Raw genomic sequence first — 19,180 nt, forward strand, 5'->3', positions numbered from 1 at the left:
CTCACCGCGGGTGGACGGCGTAGCGCACGCCCCACACGCCCAGCGCCAGCAGTCCCGCGAACACCGCCGTGAGCGGGCCGCACGCGACGGCCGCGCAGCAGACGAGGACGGCGGCCCCGGCGGCGAGGGCGGCGGGCATCAGGGGCACAGGCAGGGCAGGCATCGCGGCGGGGTCCTTCGCGGCTGGCGGCTACGTCGACGGCCCCCAGGGTACGGAGCCGGGTGCGTGCCGCGCCTCCCCCGGCCGTCCCTGTCCGTATCCACCGAAAGTATGGTCCCGGCACCGGGTCTTGCACCTCAGGTATGACAGCGGGCAGGCTCGCCGGATGATCGCCACCTTGCAGCTCACCGTGATCGACTGTCCCGACGCGCGGGCACTGGGCGCCTTCTACCAGGGGATCCTCGGCGGGGCCCTGGACGGCTCCGACCCGTCCTGGGTGACCCTGACGGCGCCGGGCGGCACGCGCTTCGCCTTCCAGGAGGTGCCCTTCCACCGCCCGCCGCGGTGGCCGGACCCCGAGCACCCGCAGCAGTTCCACCTCGACTTCGAGGTGCCCACCCGCGCGGACGTGGAACGGGCCCAGGAGGAGGTCGTCGCCCTCGGCGCGACCCTCCTCCATGACAGCGGCGGCGAGCGCAGCGGCTTCCGCGTCTTCGCCGACCCCGCCGGCCACCCCTTCTGCCTCTGCTACGGCCAACTCCCCCCGCCGCCGGCTCCCGCCGCGGGCTGACCGCGGGGCCGCCCGCGGGACGCGGTCAGCCCCGCGCCGCCGGAGATCCGGGGCGGAGGTGCGGCCACGCCGACGCGGCCCGGGACCGCCCGGCGGCCCACCGCCGGGTCCCGGGCCGGGCAGCTCACCCCGCGGGACCCCGGCCGCACCGGCCCGTACCGCTCTGCGGGAGGCTGCGGCGGGCTGCCGACCGCAGTCGCGTCGGCCTGCCGCGCCGGTGCCGGAGGCTGGGCGCGCACGGGCACCAGGGGGCGATCTCTCCGCGGCCCGGCCTGCCTGCACGACGAGGGGGTGAGCGCAGCGCCCCGCCCTCGCCGCGCCGACGCGGCCCGGGACCGCCCGGCGGCCCACCGCCGGGTCCCGGCGCGGGAGTTCAGCACGTGAGGCCCCGGCCGCGTCGGCAGGCGATCCCCGCGACGTCCCATCCCGTGCCGGCCGCAAGGCGATCGCGGGCAACCCCACCGGCCGGATGTCGGTCGTCACTTGTACGGTGTCCGTACGTCGACGCGTCCGGCGGGTCGGCCGGGGGCGAACGGATTCGGCCGAGGGGGACGGCATGGTGGCGGGGCCGCACACGTACGAGCCGGTGGAGCACGATCCGCGGGATCCGGAGGCGGTGCGCCGGGTGACGTATGTGCTCTTCCTGCCGGACGGGCGCTGCGCGGTCCCCGCGCAGGGCCACGGCGGCGGGGGCCTGCGGCTGCCGTCGGGCCGGGTGCTGCCGGGCGAGGACTGGGTGCTGGACACCTCCGAGCGGGTGCCGCTGATGACCGCCGGCTTCCTGCGGCAGCGTGTGCACCCCTTCGCCTACGACGGCCTGGAGCTGCGGCTGTACGCGTGGCTGGACGGCGACCGTTACCGCGGCCGGCGGCCGCACACCCGGGTGGAGCTGTTCGCCGGGACCCCGGAGGAGGTCGCCGCGCGACTGGCGGACCGCACGGAGCGGCGGGCGGTGCTGGACGCGGCGCACTCCTTCCGGGAGCAGGACGACGCCTCGTGGTTCGCGGACAACCTGCGTCTGATTCAGCCCGCCTATCTGCGGGCCGCGACCGTCGAGGGCGGCTCCGGTTTCGGCGGCGGCCCCGAGGAGTGGCGGGCGCGCCGGTCGATGGTGGTGGACGCGCTGCACCGGGACGGCACCTTCCTCGACATCGGCTGCGCCAACGGGCTGCTGATGGAGTCGGTGCGGACGTGGGCCGCCGAGCGCGGCCGGGCGATCGAGCCGTACGGGCTGGACATCGCGCCGGGGCTGGTGGAGCTGGCCCGGAGGCGGCTGCCGCGGTGGGCGGACCGGATAGCCGTCGGCAACGCGCTGGACTGGCGGCCGGACGGCGGCCGGCGCTTCACCTTCGTGCACGTCCTCGCGGACTGCGTGCCGCCGGCGAGGCTCGGCGGCCTGCTGCGCCGGCTGCTCGCCGAGCTGGTGGAGCCGGGCGGGCGGCTGCTGGTGAGCGCCTACCAGCCGGCCGGCGGAGAGGCGCCGGGCGCGGCGGAGCGGCTGGCGGCGCTGGGGGTGCCCGTGGCCGGTTCGGCGTCCGGGACGGGACCGGATCGCACGGCGACAACGGCGTGGGTGGACGCGTAGGCTCGTAGCGTCGCACCGCTTGGGGGAGGCGCCGTGGGCGAGCCGTCGTCCAGCCCGATCGAGCACGGCTTTCCGCACCTGGAGAAGGTGCGGTCGGCCCTGACCGCGCTCTACCGCAGGCTGTCGTACGACACCGTGAGCCGGTTCGCGGCGAGCGTCCGTCCCGAGGCCGTGGATTTTCCGCCGGACGAGGATCTGCACCTGGGCGCGCAGCGGGTGGCCCGGGTCATCGTGCAGCACTTCCGGCTGCCGGAGGCCCGGATGGTGGTGAGCTTCCGCGACATGACGCACGCGGGCAACGTGGAACTGGCCGCCGGCCCTGAGTACTTCGTGGAGCTGCACGACCGCTTCCGCGAGGACCGGCGCGACGTGGGCGCGGCGCTGGCGCACGAGGTCATGCACGTGTACCTGCACCGGCTCGGCCTGGAGTTCCCCGGGACGCGGGACAACGAGATCCTCACGGACACCGCGACGGCCTATCTCGGCGCGGGTTGGCTGCTGCTGGACTCCTACCGGGAGGAGCCGGCGCTGTTCGGCGACCGGGTGACGATGACGGCGTCGAAGCTGGGTTACCTCACCCCGGAGGAGTTCGGGTACGTGCTGGCCAAGCGCGCGCTGGCGTTCGGCGACGACATCGAGCCCTGGCTGTCCGGCCCGCGGGCCCGCGACGCCTACCGGGACGGCCTCGGGCTGGCCCGGGACGACCTGCGGAACGCCCCGCTGCTGGGCTGCGGCTGGGCGAACCGCCGGCGCTACGCCCATGACCGCCGCCGCGGCGCCGCGCACCCCGTGGCCGGTTACGCCTTCGAGGGGGAGGCGCCGATGCGGGTGTCCTTCCCCTGCCCCACCTGCCACCAGCGCATCCGGGTCCCGGTCCGCGGCCGGGTGAAGGCACGGTGCGGGCTGTGCCGCACCGTGCTGGAGTGCGACACCTGAGCCGGTGGCCGGCAGGGCGTGGCAGGACGGTCAGACGCGGGCCGGTGCCGTCTCGCGCAGGAAGTCCAGCAGCGCCGCGTTGACCTCCTCCGGGCGCTCCTGCTGCGTCCAGTGGCCGCATCCGGGGAGCACGACGGGCTCCCGCAGCGTCGGGTAGATCTGCGTCAGCGCCCCGACGAGGTCGGCGGCGCCGGGGAAGGCGTGCACGACGTCGCGGTCACCGGTGATGTACAGCCCGGGGACCTGGAGGGGCGCGCCGCTCCAGGCGGCGGTCAGCCGCCAGTTGCGGTCGAGGTTGCGGTACCAGTTGAGCCCGCCGGTGAAGCCCTGGGACCCGTACTCGGCGGCGAAGGTGGCGACGTCGTCCTCGGTGAGCCAGTCCGGCAGCTTCTCCGGATCGCCGACGAGGTCGAGAAACCCGCTGCCCGGCTCGACCAACGGCTGGGCGGGGACAGGGTCGTTGGCAGGGTTGTCGCCGGAGGCGCCGTACAGGAAGCGGCGGAAGGTGGCGTCGGGGTCGGCGGCGAACTCGGCGTCGGCGACGCCGGGCCTGGCGAAGTAGTTCCAGTAGAAGCGCCCGCCGTAGAGCTCCTCCATGGCGACCAGCGGGGGCGTGTCCCCGCCGCGCGGGGTCGGCGGGACGCTCAGTCCGGCCACGGCGCGCACGACGTCGGGGCGCAGCATGGCGGTGTGCCAGGCGACGGGGGCGCCCCAGTCGTGGCCGACGACGACGGCCGTGTCCTCGCCGAGTGCGTGGATCAGCCCGATCACGTCGCCGACCAGGTCCAGCATGGTGTACGCGTCCACGGGCTCGGGGCGGTCGCTGCGCCCGATGCCCCGCTGATCGGGCGCGACCACCCGGTAGCCCGCGGCGGCGAGCGGTCCGAACTGGTGGCGCCATGAGTACCAGCACTCGGGGAAGCCGTGCAGGAGGACGACGAGGGGTCCCTCGCCCTCCTCCGCGATGTGCAGGCGGATACCGTTCACTTCGGCAAAGCGGTGTTCGACCATGACGTTCAGGCTATGCCCGCGGTGCCCCGGCCGTGCCGCCGAAATCGGCCACTCGGCGGGCCGGCCCGGAGGCCCCCCGGTCAGGGGGTGACGATGGCGAAGTCCCGGTCGGGGCCGTCCAGCAGGCCGACGAGGGTGGTCACCACCTTCAGGTCGCCCTCGTGCTCGATCCCGTCGAACCGTCCGCCGGCCAGCAGCCGTTGCAGTTCGGGCCGGGTGAGGGTGAGGGTCAGGTCGGCGTGCCGGTTGGGTCGGCCGTCCTGGGTGGAGTAGTGGGTGAGCGCCCCGTTCGAGAGGGTGAGGTGCCAGGTGCGGTGCTCGTCGGTGAGCCGCCAGTCGATGGTGAGGTGGGTGTCCCAGGCCCGGGGGCCGTTGACGCGGATGGCGAGCGAGTCGATCAGCTGATCGACCGTCAGGGCCGCGGTGAGATCGGGGCCGGCGGTCGCCGTCGGGGTGGGGCTGATGCCGTCGCGCAGTTCCTTGGCGCCCATCAGGTAGAAATTCCGCCAGGGACCGTTCTCGCAGCCGTGGCCCAACCGTAGGTAGACGGCGGCCAGTTCGCCGCGCGCGGTGGAGTGCCCGGGGTCGGCGAAGACGGCGTGGTTGAGCAGGGTCGCGGCGAAGCGCAGGTCCCCGGCGTCGGCGTACTCGCCCGCTTTGGCGACGGTGGCGTCGACCCCGCCGAGGCAGTCGACGTACCGGCGCGCCTCCTCGGCCGGCGGGTGCTCCCACAGGTGGGCGGGGTTGCCGTCGAACCAGCCCATGTAGCGCTGGTAGACCGCCTTCACGTTGTGGCAGAGGGAGCCGTAGTAGCCGCGGTTGGCGTGAAAGCGCTCCAGGGCGGGCGGCAGCCGCAGCTCCTCGGCGATCTCGCTGCCGGTCATGCCCTGGTTGAGCAGCCGCAGCGTCTGGTCGTGGAGGTAGGCGTACAGGTCGCGCTGGTGGGCCAGCAGCCGGTGGATGTTCTCCCGCCCCCAGGTGGGCCAATGGTGGGAGGCGACGACGACGTCGACGGCGTTGCCGAACAGCACCAGCGACTCGTTGAGGTACTGGGCCCACTGGCGGGCGTCACGGACCTGGGCGCCGCGCAGGGTCAGGATGTTGTGCATGGTGTGGGTGGCGTTCTCCGCCATGCACAGCACGCGCTTGCCCGGCAGCACGAAGTTCATCTCGGCGGGCGCCTCGGTGCCGGGGGTGAGCTGGAAGACGATGCGGACGCCGTCGAGGGTCTCGTCCTGCCCGGTGCGGGTGACGGAGACGGTCGGCCGCATCAGGGCGATGGCGCCGGTGGACACGGTCTGCCCGAGCCCGCAGCCGATCTGGCCCGCGGGGCCCTTGGGCAGTTCGGAGCCGTACATGTAGACGGCGCGGCGGTTCATCGCGGTGCCCGCGTAGACGTTCTCGCTGGCGGCGTGCTCCAGGAAGCCCGCCGGGGCGAGGACCGGGACCGGGTCGTGGCCGTACGGCAGGACGCCGCGCGCGCCGCCGAAGTGGTCGACGTGGCAGTGGGTGTAGATGAGCGCCGTGACCGGACGGTCGCCCCGGTGCTCGCGGTAGAGCGCCAGGGCGGCGGCCGCGGCCTCGGTGGAGTGCAGCGGGTCGATGACCACGACCCCGCGGTCGCCCTCCACGAGCGTCATGTTGGACAGGTCCAGGCCGCGGACCTGGTAGACGCCCTCGACGACCTCGAACAGGCCCTGTTTCGCCGCGAGCCGGCTCTGCCGCCACAGTCCCGGGTGGGCGGTGTCGGGGCAGGGGCCCTGCAGGAAGGAGTAGGCGTCGTTGTCCCAGACCACCCGGCCGTCGTCGTCGGTGACGCGGCCGGGCGTCAGGGCGCCGAGGAAGCCGCGGTCGGCGTCGGCGAAGTCCGTGGTGTCCTCGTGGTCGGGGGGCGCGAGAGCGGTCATGGGAACACAATCCCAGCGATTCGCACCTTTTGTCTCGTTCATCTGCGCCACCAGCGGCGCAGCACCTCCTCGGCGGGTTTGCCGTGCGGGGTGTAGGCCAGCCGCCGCGGTGTCTCGCCGCTGTCCGGCCAGTCGTCCCACATCCACCAGCACACCCCGGCCCACCAGCGCTCCCCCTCCATGGCGCCGAGCAGGGCCTGGTAGGCGGCGGCCTGTTCGTCGTCGGCCGGTCGCCCGCTGACCGTCCAGGACCAGGGGGCCGTGGTCGTGCCGCGCTGGCTGACGTAGCCGGCCTCGGTGAACAGGACGCGGCGGTGCCGGCGGGCGGAGAGGGCGGCGAGCTCCCGGGCGATCGGCCGCCACGCGGCGCGCAGCCGGCCGACGTCGGTGGTGGGGTGCTCGGCCAGCGGCCAGTACGCGTCGACGCCGATCAGGTCGAGGTCGTCCCAGAAGGGGACGTGCGCGTACTCGTCGTAGTTGGCGGCGTAGACCAGCGGTCCCCGGTAGTCCCGCCGGACGGCGCGGATGACCGCCCGCCAGGGGGCGCCGTCCCGCGAGGTGCCGGCCAGTTCGGTGCCGACGCAGACCTGCTCGACGCCGAGGTCCTCGGCCAGCCGCGCGTAGTGGGTGATGAAGCGGGTGTACGCGGCGAACCAGGCGGCGCGGTCGGCGGGCCGGATCTGCGCGCGGTCCTGGTCGCCGGGGAGGTCGACGTGCGGTTTGAGCAGGACCTTGAGCCCGGCGGCGTGGGCCTCGCGGACGATCCGGCGCAGCGAGGCGTCGCTCGCGGTCTCCCCGGTGGTGTGCATCGACGCGTCGCCCGGGGCCGACTGGTACCAGGTGGGGGTGAGCGACACCCAGCCCGCCCCGGTGGCCGCGATGTCCCGCAGGTAGCGGCCCGCGGCGGGGCTGTCGTAGTCCTCGGCGGCCCAGGACGGCAGGGCGATCCCCCGCAGCCGGGACGCGCCCGCACCGGCCGGCGCGGGCGCCGGCGAGGAGGTGACGGTGGTGCATCCGGCGGTGACGGCGAGGACCGCCGCCGCCATGGTGGCGACGGCGGTCCTCCGGATGAGGGTCACGTGAGCCCGGCGGGGCTGACGAAGGTGTAGCCGAGGGCGCGGATGCCGTCGACCGTCTCCTGCAGCGGCTGGACCGGGTTGTACGGGTGGTAGAAGAAGCTGGCGAAGCCGTCGCGCACGGCGAGGTTCGCCTTGGCCGAGGCGATCAGGTCGGCGGGCAGCCGGGCCGGGTGGTTGTTGTACGCCTCGGGCTCGTAGTTGCCGATGTTCTCGGGCAGCACGGTGGTGCCGTACACGTCCTTCACCACGTAGGGGAAGAACTGCCCGATGAAGCGGCTGGGATCACCGGCGGTACCGCTCAGCGTCCCGGAGAAGTACAGCGAACGCTCCAGGCGGGCCGTGTAGTTGCGGGCGAAGACCTTGTAGTCGGTGGCGGAGGCCGCGTAGTGCGGCGTGGTCCACAGCTTCGGCGTCGGCAGCCCCGCGAGGGCGAACTGGGCGAGGCTCAGGGTGACCCGGGTCTGCGCCCACATCGCGGAGTCCTCGGCGACCGGGCCGTCGTAGACCACGTTGTCGGCGGTGTCGACGTGGGCCCGGTAGAACTCGAAGTCGTCGCCGGAGACGCCGTCGTAGGGGTTGGCGACGGTGCCGTACTGGTGGGTGTAGCCGTGGTTCATCAGGACGGCGCCGCGCGCCAGCATGTACTTCAGCGCGGAGACCACCTGCGGGCGCTGGAGCAGGGTGACGGTCTCGGCACGGCCGTTGTTGTAGGTGCCGTGCGGGTCGGTGTAGACGGGGATGACGTTGATGCCGTACGGGATCTTCTGCGACCAGAGGTAGTCGGCCGTCGCGCGCAGTTCGGCCGGGTCCGAGTCGGGGCTGATGTCCTCCAGCCGCAGCAGCGCCCGGTGCCGCTCGGGGGTGCTCGGCGCGAGGGCGTCGAAGAGCAGGTCCTCGAAGGCGATGACGCGGTCGCTCTCGGAGACGTAGGCGAACGGGATCTCGCCGACGTAGGTGAGGTTGCCGGAGCGCACCGCCCACGGGAAGGACGCGCCGGTACCGGTGTCGACCGCCTGGGCCAGCGGGGTCACCGCCGGGTAGCCGGGCCCGGTCAGGAGGGTGGGGCGCAGCACGCCGCCGTCCTGACCGGCCGGGATCTTCCGGGTCAGGGTCTGGTCCCGGTACGTCACCTGCGTCACGGAGCCGGGGTCGAAGTACGACGAGCTGGGGTCCCAGCCGTAGGTGTTCTGGAACTGGGTGACCCCGGTGGCGTTCGCCAGCGACCAGATGTTGTCGCCGACCCAGGTCACCGGATGGGTGGTGGTGACGACGTCCTGGTAGAACGCGGCGGGGACGGCGTCGGGGATGCTGCCGCCGTAGTACGTGGAGCCGAGGTAGACGGTCGCCGTGTACTGGTTCACCATGCCGGCGGTGTACTGCTGGACCGGCTTCGCGGTCACCGTGCCGAAGTGCCCGGCGAGGTTGGCGGTGGCCATGGCGTACAGCTCACCGAGCTGTCCGTAGGGTCCCGCGGTGTCGTAGAGCACGAGTGCCGAGGTGCCGGCGGCCGCGGCGGCCGGCTTCGCGAGCAGCGCGGCGCGTGCGGCCGGCCGGTCCGCGGCGGCCTTCCGGATCGGCCCCTTGGCGCGGCGGTCGCGGTCGGCGGACTGCTGGGACTTCGCCCACGCGGCGAGGTCGATCTTGCCGACGCCCGAGCGGCCGCCGACGTTCTCGCCGTGCCGGTGGTGGCGCCCGCCGGGATCGGCGGCCGGGCCCCGGCCCGCGGCGCCGGCCGGGACGGTCAGGAATGCGGCGCCCATGAGCGCCGCGACGAGCATGACGATGACGGAGACCCGGGACTTCCGTGGCCTCCCGATGCGGGATTGCATGTTTCCCCCCATTGCACCGAATGAACAGGCCGCTGATTGTTCAGAGCGTCAATGCCCGCTGTCAACCGGATCATCGGATGTGCAGTTCGTTCGATTATTCATTCCATTACCGCGACCAATCCCACCCGGAAGGGTGAATCACCTTCCCGCTTCACCTTCCTCACCTGCGGAGACGTGAGGCGTGCCAGATGGACTCTCTCGCGGGTGACGCCGCCGGCGATGATCGTCTAAAAGTATCTGCTAACTTCCCTGAGGGAGTTTCGGCCCGACTTCGGAGCCGGAGCGCATTGGGGGGAACTCACTCATGTACGGAAGGCCCGCACTGGGCACAATGCTGCCTCTTGCCGGTATGGCGGAGGCGACGAGAACTGTTCCTGGCATTCCGTTCGCCAGGGTTTTACAAATAGCAGCAGGAATGGGCTTTCTGCTGTACTGCCTGATCGCATTCGGTCTGATCGCCGCACGACTGTGGCTGCGGCGCCGGCCCGTCGCACGGCCCTCGGCCCCGCGGCTCCCCGGGGGCGGCGGATGATCTCCCGGATCCCGCTCTGGGCCGCGACCGCGCTGATCGTGATGGCCGGTGCCTACAACACCGTGCTCTTCCTGCTCTCCAGACGGCGGATCCGCAGGTCCCGCCGCCCCGGCACGCCCCGCTTCTACGTCTTCCTGCTGGCCTGCCTCAACGAGGAGAAGGTCATCGGCGACAGTCTGGCGCGCATCACCTCACTGCCCGCCGACAGCTTCATGGCCCTGGTCATCGACGACGCCTCCGAGGACCGCACGGCCGATGTCGTCCGCGCCGCCGCCACGAGCAGCGACCGGGTCCGGCTCTACCAGCGCCAACTGCCCGACGCCCGGCGCGGCAAGGGCGCCGCGCTCAACGCCGGCGTACGCCATCTGCGGTCCTCGGGACTGCTCGGCGACCACGACCCGGACGACGTGATCATCTGCGTGGTCGACGCCGACGGCCGGCTGGACCCGCACACCCTGCAGTCCGTGGACCCGTACTTCGACGACCCGGCCACCGGCGCCGTCCAGATCGGCGTCCGGATGTACAACCGCCATCTGAGCCTGCTCGCCCGGCTCCAGGACATGGAGTTCGTCGTCTACGGCGATGTCTTCCAGAGCGCCCGGCGCTTCATCGGCAGCGTGGGCATGGGCGGCAACGGGCAGTTCATGCGGCTGTCCGCACTGGACTCGCTCGGCGGCGCGGGCCCGTGGAGCGACAGCCTGACCGAAGACCTCGACCTGGGCGTCCGGCTGATCGCCCGCGGCTGGCGCAACCAGTACTGCACCACCGCCGCGGTCTCCCAGCAGGCCGTGCTCGACGTGCGCCGGCTGGTGCGGCAGCGGTCCCGCTGGTTCCAGGGCCATCTGCAGTCCGCGAACCTCGTTCCGCTGATCCTGCGCGAGGTCGCCGGCCGCCCGGCCCTCGACCTGCTCTACCACCTGTCCAGCCCGGTGCTGATCCTGCTCACCTCGCTGCTGCCGCTGTCCTTCCTGATCGCCCTCGCCGGCACCGTCGCCGCGTCCGTCCAGGCGGGCCACGCGCTCGTCTCGCCGATGTGGCTGCTCGGCCCGTACGTACTGTCCTTCACCGCGGCCTATGTGTACGGGTTCGTCTACGCCAAGCGCGAGCGCACCCTCGGGCTGCTGCGCTCGGTCCTGGTCGCGCACGTGTTCATCCTCTACGGCTACATCTGGTTCGCCGCCGGATGGTGGGGCCTGTGGCGGATGGTCACCGGGAAGCGCACCTGGCTGAAGACCGCCCGCACCTGACGCGCACCGCTCGTTCCCATCACTCACCGACACACCGCCACACCGTCCCAGGGGGATCCATGTCCGCACGCTCCGCCGATGCGCCCGAAGTGCCGGGCACCATCCGCGCGATGCTCGTCCTCGGCACCAGGCCGGAGGTGATCAAGCTGGCTCCGGTGGCCCGCGCGATGGCCGCTTCCGACCTCTTCGAACCGCTGGTGGTCACCACCGGGCAGCACCGCGAGATGCTCCACCAGATGCTGGACCTGCTCCGGGTCCCGGCCACGACCGGCCTCGACGTGATGCGCGAGCGCCAGCAGCTGTCCGAACTGACCGCCCGTCTGGTGGAGGGGCTGGGCGAGGTCATCCGGGGCGACCGCCCGGATCTGGTCATCGTCCAGGGCGACACCACCACCGCGCTGGCCGGGGCCCTGGCCGCCTTCTACGAGCGGGTGCCGGTCGCCCACGTCGAGGCGGGCCTGCGCACCGGCGTCCTCGACAACCCCTTCCCCGAGGAGCTCAACCGCCGTCTCATCGGGCGCATCGCCCGCTGGCACTTCGCGCCCACCGCGCAGGCCGCCGGCCATCTACGTGCCGAAGGGACCCCGGACACCCAGGTGTTCGTCACCGGCAACACCGTCATCGACAACCTGCTGTGGGTGATCGGCGAGGGCGTGGGCCGCAGCGCCTTCCCCGGCACCGGCCGCCGCAGGGTGCTGCTGACGCTGCACCGCAGGGAGAACCAGGGCGAGCGCATGCGCGCGATGGGCAGGGCGCTGCGCCGCCTGGGCGAGCGCGGTGACGTGGAGATCCTGCTGCCGCTGCACAAGAGCCCGGCCGTCCGCGAGGCCCTGCTCCCCGAACTGACCGGCCACCACGCGGTCCACGTCGTCGAGCCGCTGGGCTACCCGGACTTCGCGGCCACCCTCGCGGACTGCGAACTGGTGCTCACCGATTCCGGCGGCATCCAGGAGGAGGCACCGAGCCTCGGCAAGCCCGCCCTGGTGCTGCGCACCACCACCGAGCGGCCCGAGGCCGTCGAGGCGGGCGCGGCCCGGCTCATCGGCACCGATCCCGACGCGATCCTCGGCGCGGCGACGCGGCTGCTGGACGACCCGGCGGAGTACCACCGCATGGCGACCGCCGGCAATCCCTTCGGCGACGGACTCGCGGCCGACCGCATCCTCGCCCAACTGGCCGAGGACTTCGGAGAGTTCGGTACGGATGTACGAGGTGACGCCCTGCGCGGCGAACTCGCCGCGGCGGCCGCGCCGCCCCGGGCCGCGGAGCCGTACTCCAGGGCATGACCACCGCGCCCCGGTTCCTCGCGTCCAGGCCCCTCCCCCGCCCGCGGCGGAGGGGCCGTCGGCCTGCCGGGTTCGCGCTGGCGCTGCTGCTGGTGGTGGGCGGCGTCGTGTACGCCTGCACCGGGCCCGGCGCGGCGGCCCCCGGCTGGGAGGACGGCTCGGTGCACGGCCGCTGGCTGTCGGTGTACGACGGGTACGGCGACAACCGCGGCGACGACACCTCGCTGACGCTCTCCCCGGCCCCCTCGACCCGCCCCGACGAGACGCACGCCGGGCTGGTGGTCAGCACCGGGCGCTACACGGACATGACCTGGTCGGCGCGGATGCGGGCGCTGCGCCAACTGCGCTCCCCGACGCCCAATCCGTGGGAGGTGCCCTGGCTGGTGTGGGGGTACAGCGACCCCGAGCACTTCTACTACGTCACGCTCAAGCCCAACGGCTGGGAGCTGGGCAAACGCGACCCCGCCTACCCCGGCGGCCAGCGCTTCCTGGCGACCGGGCCGGAACCCTTCCCCCCGGGCCCGTGGTACGAGGTCGGGGTGGAGCAGCGCGGTGCCGTGGTCACCGTCACCGTGGGCGGGCGCTTCCTGACCTCGTTCACCGACGCCGAACGGCCCTACACCAGCGGCAGCGTGGGCGCGTACACCGAGGACGCGCGGGCCGGCTTCGCCGGCATGCAAGTGCGGCGCCTGCCCTCGGCCGGGTAGTGAGGGCAGGCGCCGCCTTCCGTTCCGTACGCCGTTGTACGGGACAGCTCTTTTCCTCGCGGGACCTCAGACCGTCAGCGGCCGGTCGGTCGGGCGGATCGGGGCGGGCAGGATGCTGGCGCCGGTCAGGAAGCGGTCCACCGCGCGGGCGGCGGAACGGCCCTCGGCGATGGCCCACACGATCAGCGACTGTCCGCGCCCGGCGTCACCGGCGACGAAGACGCCCTCGACGTTGGTGGCGAAGTCCTTGTCGCGGGCCACGTTGCCGCGGGCGTCCATCTCCAGGCCCAACTGCTCGGCCAGGCCGTTCTTCTGGTCGGTGCCGGTGAAGCCCATGGCCAGGGTCACCAGGTCGGCCGGGATGACCTTCTCGGTGCCCGGCTGCGGGACGAACTTCCCGTCCTGGAAGACGACCTCGACCAGGTGCAGCGCCTTGACGTTCCCGTCCTCATCGCCCTCGAACTTCACGGTGTTGACGGCGTAGACCCGCTCGCCGCCCTCCTCGTGGGCCGAGGTGACCTTGTACGTCATCGGCATCGTCGGCCAGGGCTGGTGCGCCGGACGGTCGTCGGACGGCCGCGGCATGATCTCCAGCTGGGTGACCGACAGGGCGCCCTGGCGGTGGGCGGTGCCGACGCAGTCCGCGCCGGTGTCGCCGCCGCCGATGACGACCACGTGCTTGCCCGCGGCGGTGATCGGCGGGGCGACGAAGTCGCCCTCCTGCACCTTGTTCGACAGCGGCAGGTACTCCATGGCCTGGTGGATGCCGCGCAGTTCGCGCCCCTCGGCCGGCAGGTCGCGCCACTGGGTGGCGCCGGCGGCGATGACGACCGCGTCGTACCGCTTGCGCAGCTTGGCGCCGTCGAGGTCGCGGCCGATCTCCACACCGGTGCGGAACTTGGTGCCCTCCGCGCGCATCTGCTCGATACGGCGGTTGATGTGCCGCTTCTCCATCTTGAACTCGGGGATGCCGTAGCGCAGCAGGCCGCCGATGCGGTCGGCGCGCTCGTACACCGCGACCGTGTGGCCGGCCCGGGTCAGCTGCTGGGCGGCGGCCAGGCCCGCCGGGCCCGAGCCGATGACGGCGACGGTCTTGCCCGACAGCCGGTCCGGGGGCTGCGGCGTGACGTCGCCGCTGTCCCAGGCCTTGTCGATGATGGTGACCTCGACGTTCTTGATGGTCACCGCGGGCTGGTTGATACCGAGCACGCAGGCGGACTCACAGGGCGCCGGGCAGAGGCGGCCGGTGAACTCCGGGAAGTTGTTGGTCGCGTGCAGGCGCTCGCTCGCGGCCTTCCAGTCCTCGCGGTAGGCGTAGTCGTTCCACTCGGGGATCAGGTTCCCCAGCGGACACCCGTTGTGGCAGAAGGGGATGCCGCAGTCCATGCAGCGTCCGGCCTGCTCGGAGATGATCGGCAGCAGCCCGCCGGGAACGTAGACCTCGTTCCAGTCCCGCCTGCGCTCCTCGACCGGCCGGGTCGGAGCGGTCTCGCGGGGCGTGGTGAGGAAGCCCTTCGGGTCAGCCATTTGCCGCCTCCATCATCTTCGCGGTGGTCTCGGACTCGGAGAGTCCGGCCTGCTCGGCGGCGTTCTTGGCGGCGAGCACTGCCTTGTAGTCCCTCGGCATGACCTTGCCGAAGCGGGTCAGGGTGTTCCCCCAGTCGGCGAGGAGCTTCTCGGCCACCGTCGAGCCGGTCTCCTCGTGGTGGCGGCGCACCACGTCGTGCAGCCACTTGATGTCGTCCGCGTCCAGGTCCTCGACGTTCACCATGCCGGTGTTGACGCTTCCGGGGTCGAGGTCGAGGACGTACGCGATGCCGCCGGACATGCCGGCCGCGAAGTTGCGGCCCGTCGGGCCGAGCACGAGCGCCCGGCCGCCGGTCATGTACTCGCAGCCGTGGTCGCCCACGCCTTCGGACACCACGGTGGCACCGGAGTTGCGGACGCAGAAGCGCTCTCCGGTGGTGCCGCGCAGGAACAGCTCACCGCCGGTGGCGCCGTAGGCGATGGTGTTGCCCGCGATGGTCGAGTACTCGGCCAGGTGGTCGGCGCCGCGGTCCGGGCGGACGACGATCCGGCCGCCGGACAGGCCCTTGCCGACGTAGTCGTTGGCGTCGCCCTCCAGGCGCAGGGTGATGCCCTTGGGGAGGAACGCGCCGAACGACTGGCCGGCCGAGCCGGTCAGGGTGACGTCGATGGTGTCATCGGGCAGGCCCGCGCCACCGTACTTCTTCGTCACCTCGTGGCCGAGCATGGTGCCGACCGTGCGGTTGACGTTGCGGATCTTGACCTGGGCGCGGACCGGGTCGCCGGTGTGCAGCGCCTCGCCGGCCAGCTCGATGAGCTGCTGGTCCAGTGCCTTGTCCAGGCCGTGGTCCTGCTCGGTGGTGCGGTGCAGGGCGGCACCCTCGGGCAGCTCGGGCACGTGGAAGAGCGGGGCCAGGTCCATGCCCTGCGCCTTCCAGTGGTCGACGGCCGCGGTGGTGTCGATCAGCTCGGCGTGGCCGACGGCCTCCTCGATCGAACGGAAGCCCAGTTCGGCCAGGAGCTCGCGGACCTCCTGCGCGATGAACTCGAAGAAGTTCACCACGTACTCGGCCTTGCCGGAGAAGCGGTCGCGCAGCACCGGGTTCTGGGTCGCGATGCCGACCGGGCAGGTGTCCAGGTGGCACACGCGCATCATCACGCAGCCGGAGACCACCAGGGGCGCGGTCGCGAAGCCGAACTCCTCGGCGCCCAGCAGGGCGGCGATGACCACGTCGCGGCCGGTCTTGAGCTGGCCGTCGGTCTGCACGACGATCCGGTCGCGCAGGCCGTTGAGGAGCAGCGTCTGCTGCGTCTCGGCCAGGCCCAGCTCCCAGGGGCCGCCCGCGTGCTTCAGGGAGGTCAGCGGGGAGGCGCCGGTGCCGCCGTCGTGGCCGGAGATCAGCACGACGTCGGCGTGGGCCTTGGAGACGCCCGCGGCGACCGTGCCGACGCCGACCTCGGACACCAGCTTCACGTGGATGCGGGCGGCCGGGTTGGCGTTCTTGAGGTCGTGGATCAGCTGCGCCAGGTCCTCGATGGAGTAGATGTCGTGGTGCGGCGGGGGCGAGATCAGGCCCACACCGGGGGTGCTGTGCCGGGTCCTGCCGATCCACGGGTAGACCTTGTGGCCGGGCAGCTGGCCGCCCTCGCCGGGTTTGGCGCCCTGGGCCATCTTGATCTGGATGTCGTCGGCGTTGACCAGGTACTCCGAGGTCACGCCGAAGCGGCCGGAGGCGACCTGCTTGATCGCCGAGCGGCGCTCCGGGTCGTACAGGCGGTCCGGGTCCTCGCCGCCCTCGCCGGTGTTGGACTTGCCGCCCAGCTGGTTCATGGCGATGGCCAGCGTCTCGTGCGCCTCGCGCGAGATGGAGCCGTACGACATGGCTCCGGTGGAGAACCGCTTGACGATCTCGGAGACCGGCTCGACCTCGTCGACCGGGATCGGCTTGCGCTGGTCGTCCGCGTCCTTGAAGCGGAACAGGCCGCGCAGCGTCATCAGCCGCTCGGACTGCTCGTTCACCCGGTTCGTGTACTGCTGGAAGATGTCGTAGCGGCGGGAGCGCGTGGCGTGCTGCAGCCGGAAGACCGTCTCGGGGTCGAACAGGTGCGGCTCGCCCTCGCGGCGCCACTGGTACTCGCCGCCGATCTCCAGCCGGCGGTGCGCCGGCGCGATGCCGGAGGCGGGGTACGCCTTGGCGTGGCGGGCCGCGACCTCCTGGGCGATCACGTCGATCCCGGCGCCGCCGATCTTGCTGGTGGTGCCGTGGAAGTAGGTGTCGGTGAAGTCGCCGTCCAGGCCGATCGCCTCGAAGACCTGCGCGCCGCGGTAGGAGGCGACGGTGGAGATGCCCATCTTGGACATCACCTTCAGCACACCCTTGCCCAGCGCCTTGATCAGGTTCTTGATGGCCGCCTCGGGCTCGATGCCGGAGATGAAGGTGCCCGCGCGCAGCAGGTCCTCGACCGACTCCATGGCCAGGTACGGGTTGACCGCCGCGGCGCCGTAGCCGATCAGCAGCGCGACGTGGTGGACCTCGCGGACGTCACCGGCCTCGACCAGCAGGCCCACCTGGGTGCGCTGCTTGGTGCGGATGAGGTGGTGGTGGACGGCCGAGGTGAGCAGCAGCGACGGGATCGGCGCGTGCTCGGCGTCGGAGTGCCGGTCGGACAGCACGATGAAGCGGGCGCCGGCCTCTATGGCGGCGTCGGCCTCGGCGCAGATCTCGGTGAGCCGGGCGGCCAGCGCCTCGCCACCGCCGGAGACCCGGTACAGGCCCGAGAGGGTCGCGGCCTTCAGGCCCGGCAGGTCGCCGTCGGCGTTGATGTGGATGAGCTTGGCCAGCTCGTCGTTGTCGATCACCGGGAACGGCATCGTGATGTTGCGACAGGAGGCCGGCGAGGGCTCCAGCAGGTTGCCGGACGGGCCGACGGCGCTGATCAGCGAGGTGACCAGTTCCTCGCGGATGGCGTCCAGCGGCGGGTTGGTGACCTGCGCGAACAACTGGGTGAAGTAGTCGAAGAGCAGCCGGGGACGCTCGGACAGCGCCGCGATCGGCGAGTCGGTGCCCATGGAGCCCAGCGGCTCACCGCCGGTCTTGGCCATCGGCGCCAGGATGATGCGCAGCTCCTCCTCGGTGTAACCGAAGGTCTGCTGGCGGCGGGTGACCGAGGCGTGCGTGTGCACGATGTGCTCGCGCTCGGGCAGGTCGTCGAGGTGGATCAGGCCGGCGTCCAGCCACTCGCCGTAGGGGTGCTCGGCGGCGAGCTGCGACTTGATCTCGTCGTCCTCGATGATCCGGTGCTCGACGGTGTCGACCAGGAACATCCGGCCGGGCTGCAGCCGGCCCTTGCGGACGATCCGCTCCGGGGCGATGTCGTCCAGGACGCCGGACTCCGAGGCGAGCACGACCAGGCCGTCGTCGGTGACCCAGTAACGGCCGGGGCGCAGGCCGTTGCGGTCCAGGACCGCGCCGACGACGGAGCCGTCGGTGAAGGTCACGCAGGCCGGGCCGTCCCAGGGCTCCATGAGGGTGGAGTGGTAGCGGTAGAAGGCACGGCGGGCCGGGTCCATGGAGACGTGGTTCTCCCACGCCTCGGGGATCATCATCAGCACGCTGTGCGGCAGCGAGCGGCCGCCGAGGTGCAGCAGCTCCAGCACCTCGTCGAAGGTCGCCGTGTCGGAGGCGTCCGGGGTGCAGACCGGGAAGATCCGCTCCAGGTCCCCGCTGAACAGCTCCGAGGCCAGCTGTGACTCGCGGGCGCGCATCCAGTTGCGGTTGCCCTTGACGGTGTTGATCTCACCGTTGTGGGCGACGAAGCGGTACGGGTGCGCGAGCGGCCAGCTCGGGAAGGTGTTGGTGGAGAAGCGCGAGTGGACCAGGGCGATCGCGGTGGCGAGGCGCGGGTCGGACAGGTCGGGGAAGAAGGGCTCCAGCTGGCCGGTGGTCAGCATGCCCTTGTAGACGACCGTCCGGGCGGACAGCGACGGGAAGTAGACGTCCGCCTCGCGCTCGGCGCGCTTGCGCAGCACGAAGGCGGGGCGGTCGAGGTCGATCCCGGCCCTCCGCTGTCCGTCCACGCCGTGCGCGTCGGCCACGAAGAGCTGCGAGAAGTACGGCATGGTCGAACGGGCGGTGGCGCCCAGGCTCGCGGCGTCGGTCGGCACCTCGCGCCAGCCGAGGACGGTGAGGCCCTCCTCGGCGGCGATCCGCTCGATGGACTCGACGGCCTTGCGGCGGTCCTCGTCCTCGACGGGCAGGAAGGCCATGCCGACGGCGTACTGTCCGGCGGTGGGGAGCTCGAAACCGGCCACCGCCCTCAGGAACGCGTCCGGGATCTGCATCAGGATGCCCGCGCCGTCGCCGGAGTCCGGCTCGGAGCCGGTGGCCCCGCGGTGCTCCAGATTGCGCAGCACGGTCAGGGCCTGCTCGACGAGCGCGTGGTCCGCCTCACCGGTGAGGGTCGCCACGAAACCGACGCCGCACGCGTCGTGCTCGTTACGGGGGTCGTACATCCCCTGGGGGGCGGGACGCCCGTCCATGTGGGCCCGGCCGGAACCGGGGCCGGCGGGGCGGGGGTGTGTAGGCCGGTGCAGAACAGGACGCATCTGGTCGGCTCTCCCGTCGTCGTCATCTGGCATATGCATGCGCGCTAGGGACGACGTTGGCCCTCTGCGATTTCGAGCAGGTTACATGATGGCTTGATGACCGAAAAGTGGATAGCGGATTCCATCATGTGGACTGAACAGCGCTACGAGCAGGCAGTTCGGGGCCAGCATCGCTCACGTGAGACGCAGGCGACACT

Annotated in this window: 13 protein-coding genes; 6 read left to right on the forward strand and 7 right to left on the reverse strand. The window is 72.2% G+C overall.

What is annotated here, in order from left to right; genetic code table 11:
- Position 1 precedes the first annotated feature (1 nt).
- Positions 2-163, reverse strand: coding sequence for a hypothetical protein (locus ACFYXS_RS23395; protein ID WP_389251199.1), 162 nt, complete (start codon positions 161-163; stop codon positions 2-4).
- 163 nt (positions 164-326) lie between these two features.
- Between ACFYXS_RS23395 and ACFYXS_RS23400 the strand changes: the two genes are divergently transcribed.
- From ACFYXS_RS23400 to ACFYXS_RS23410, 3 genes are all read left to right on the forward strand, one after another.
- On the forward strand, positions 327-731 hold the full coding sequence (locus ACFYXS_RS23400) for a VOC family protein (RefSeq protein WP_389251201.1): 405 nt from the start codon (positions 327-329) through the stop codon (positions 729-731).
- Positions 732-1,287: 556 nt separating this feature from the next.
- Positions 1,288-2,316: a class I SAM-dependent methyltransferase gene (locus ACFYXS_RS23405; RefSeq protein WP_389251203.1), complete on the forward strand. Its 1,029-nt coding sequence runs from the start codon at positions 1,288-1,290 to the stop codon at positions 2,314-2,316.
- Positions 2,317-2,349: 33 nt separating this feature from the next.
- Positions 2,350-3,252 carry a hypothetical protein gene (locus tag ACFYXS_RS23410; RefSeq protein ID WP_389251205.1) on the forward strand — a complete coding sequence of 301 codons (903 nt, stop codon included), beginning with the start codon at positions 2,350-2,352 and terminating at the stop codon, positions 3,250-3,252.
- 30 nt (positions 3,253-3,282) lie between these two features.
- Here the strand turns inward: ACFYXS_RS23410 and ACFYXS_RS23415 are convergent, their stop codons facing one another.
- The 4 genes from ACFYXS_RS23415 to ACFYXS_RS23430 form a co-directional block, all read right to left on the reverse strand.
- The gene (locus ACFYXS_RS23415) at positions 3,283-4,263 is read right to left on the reverse strand and encodes an alpha/beta fold hydrolase (protein ID WP_389251207.1); all 981 of its coding nucleotides are present in this window, start codon (positions 4,261-4,263) and stop codon (positions 3,283-3,285) included.
- An 80-nt stretch (positions 4,264-4,343) separates the two neighbouring features.
- Positions 4,344-6,170, reverse strand: a complete 1,827-nt coding sequence (locus tag ACFYXS_RS23420; RefSeq protein ID WP_389251209.1) for an alkyl/aryl-sulfatase — start codon at positions 6,168-6,170, stop codon at positions 4,344-4,346.
- A gap of 38 nt (positions 6,171-6,208) precedes the next feature.
- Positions 6,209-7,249 carry a glycoside hydrolase family 113 gene (locus ACFYXS_RS23425; RefSeq protein ID WP_389251211.1) on the reverse strand — a complete coding sequence of 347 codons (1,041 nt, stop codon included), beginning with the start codon at positions 7,247-7,249 and terminating at the stop codon, positions 6,209-6,211.
- Positions 7,246-9,078 (reverse strand): DUF2334 domain-containing protein, encoded by a 1,833-nt coding sequence (locus tag ACFYXS_RS23430; protein WP_389251213.1) that lies wholly within the window; start codon positions 9,076-9,078, stop codon positions 7,246-7,248. Before ACFYXS_RS23430 ends, ACFYXS_RS23425 begins: the two co-directional genes overlap by 4 nt.
- A gap of 528 nt (positions 9,079-9,606) precedes the next feature.
- On the opposite strand from ACFYXS_RS23430, the gene ACFYXS_RS23435 reads away from it, so the two are divergent.
- Genes ACFYXS_RS23435 through ACFYXS_RS23445 form a run of 3 tightly spaced genes read left to right on the forward strand, consistent with a single transcriptional unit; the run spans position 9,607 to position 12,850 of the window.
- A complete protein-coding gene (locus tag ACFYXS_RS23435) occupies positions 9,607-10,857 on the forward strand; it encodes a glycosyltransferase family 2 protein (protein ID WP_389251215.1) in 1,251 nt (416 codons plus the stop codon).
- Between the two features lie 59 nt (positions 10,858-10,916).
- Entirely contained in the window at positions 10,917-12,143 is a 1,227-nt protein-coding gene (wecB, locus tag ACFYXS_RS23440; RefSeq protein ID WP_389251217.1) for a non-hydrolyzing UDP-N-acetylglucosamine 2-epimerase, read from the forward strand.
- Entirely contained in the window at positions 12,140-12,850 is a 711-nt protein-coding gene (locus ACFYXS_RS23445) for a calcium-binding protein (RefSeq protein WP_389251219.1), read from the forward strand. Before wecB ends, ACFYXS_RS23445 begins: the two co-directional genes overlap by 4 nt.
- 66 nt (positions 12,851-12,916) lie before the next feature.
- Here ACFYXS_RS23445 and ACFYXS_RS23450 read toward each other — a convergent pair whose 3' ends face one another.
- Together ACFYXS_RS23450 and gltB are read right to left on the reverse strand one after the other, a co-directional pair.
- Positions 12,917-14,377, reverse strand: coding sequence for a glutamate synthase subunit beta (locus tag ACFYXS_RS23450; RefSeq protein ID WP_389251221.1), 1,461 nt, complete (start codon positions 14,375-14,377; stop codon positions 12,917-12,919).
- Positions 14,370-18,917 carry a glutamate synthase large subunit gene (gene gltB, locus ACFYXS_RS23455; protein WP_389251223.1) on the reverse strand — a complete coding sequence of 1,516 codons (4,548 nt, stop codon included), beginning with the start codon at positions 18,915-18,917 and terminating at the stop codon, positions 14,370-14,372. Before gltB ends, ACFYXS_RS23450 begins: the two co-directional genes overlap by 8 nt.
- Positions 18,918-19,180: the final 263 nt, after the last annotated feature.

The organism is Streptomyces sp. NPDC002574, from assembly GCF_042889545.1.
GTDB lineage: Bacteria > Actinomycetota > Actinomycetes > Streptomycetales > Streptomycetaceae > Actinacidiphila.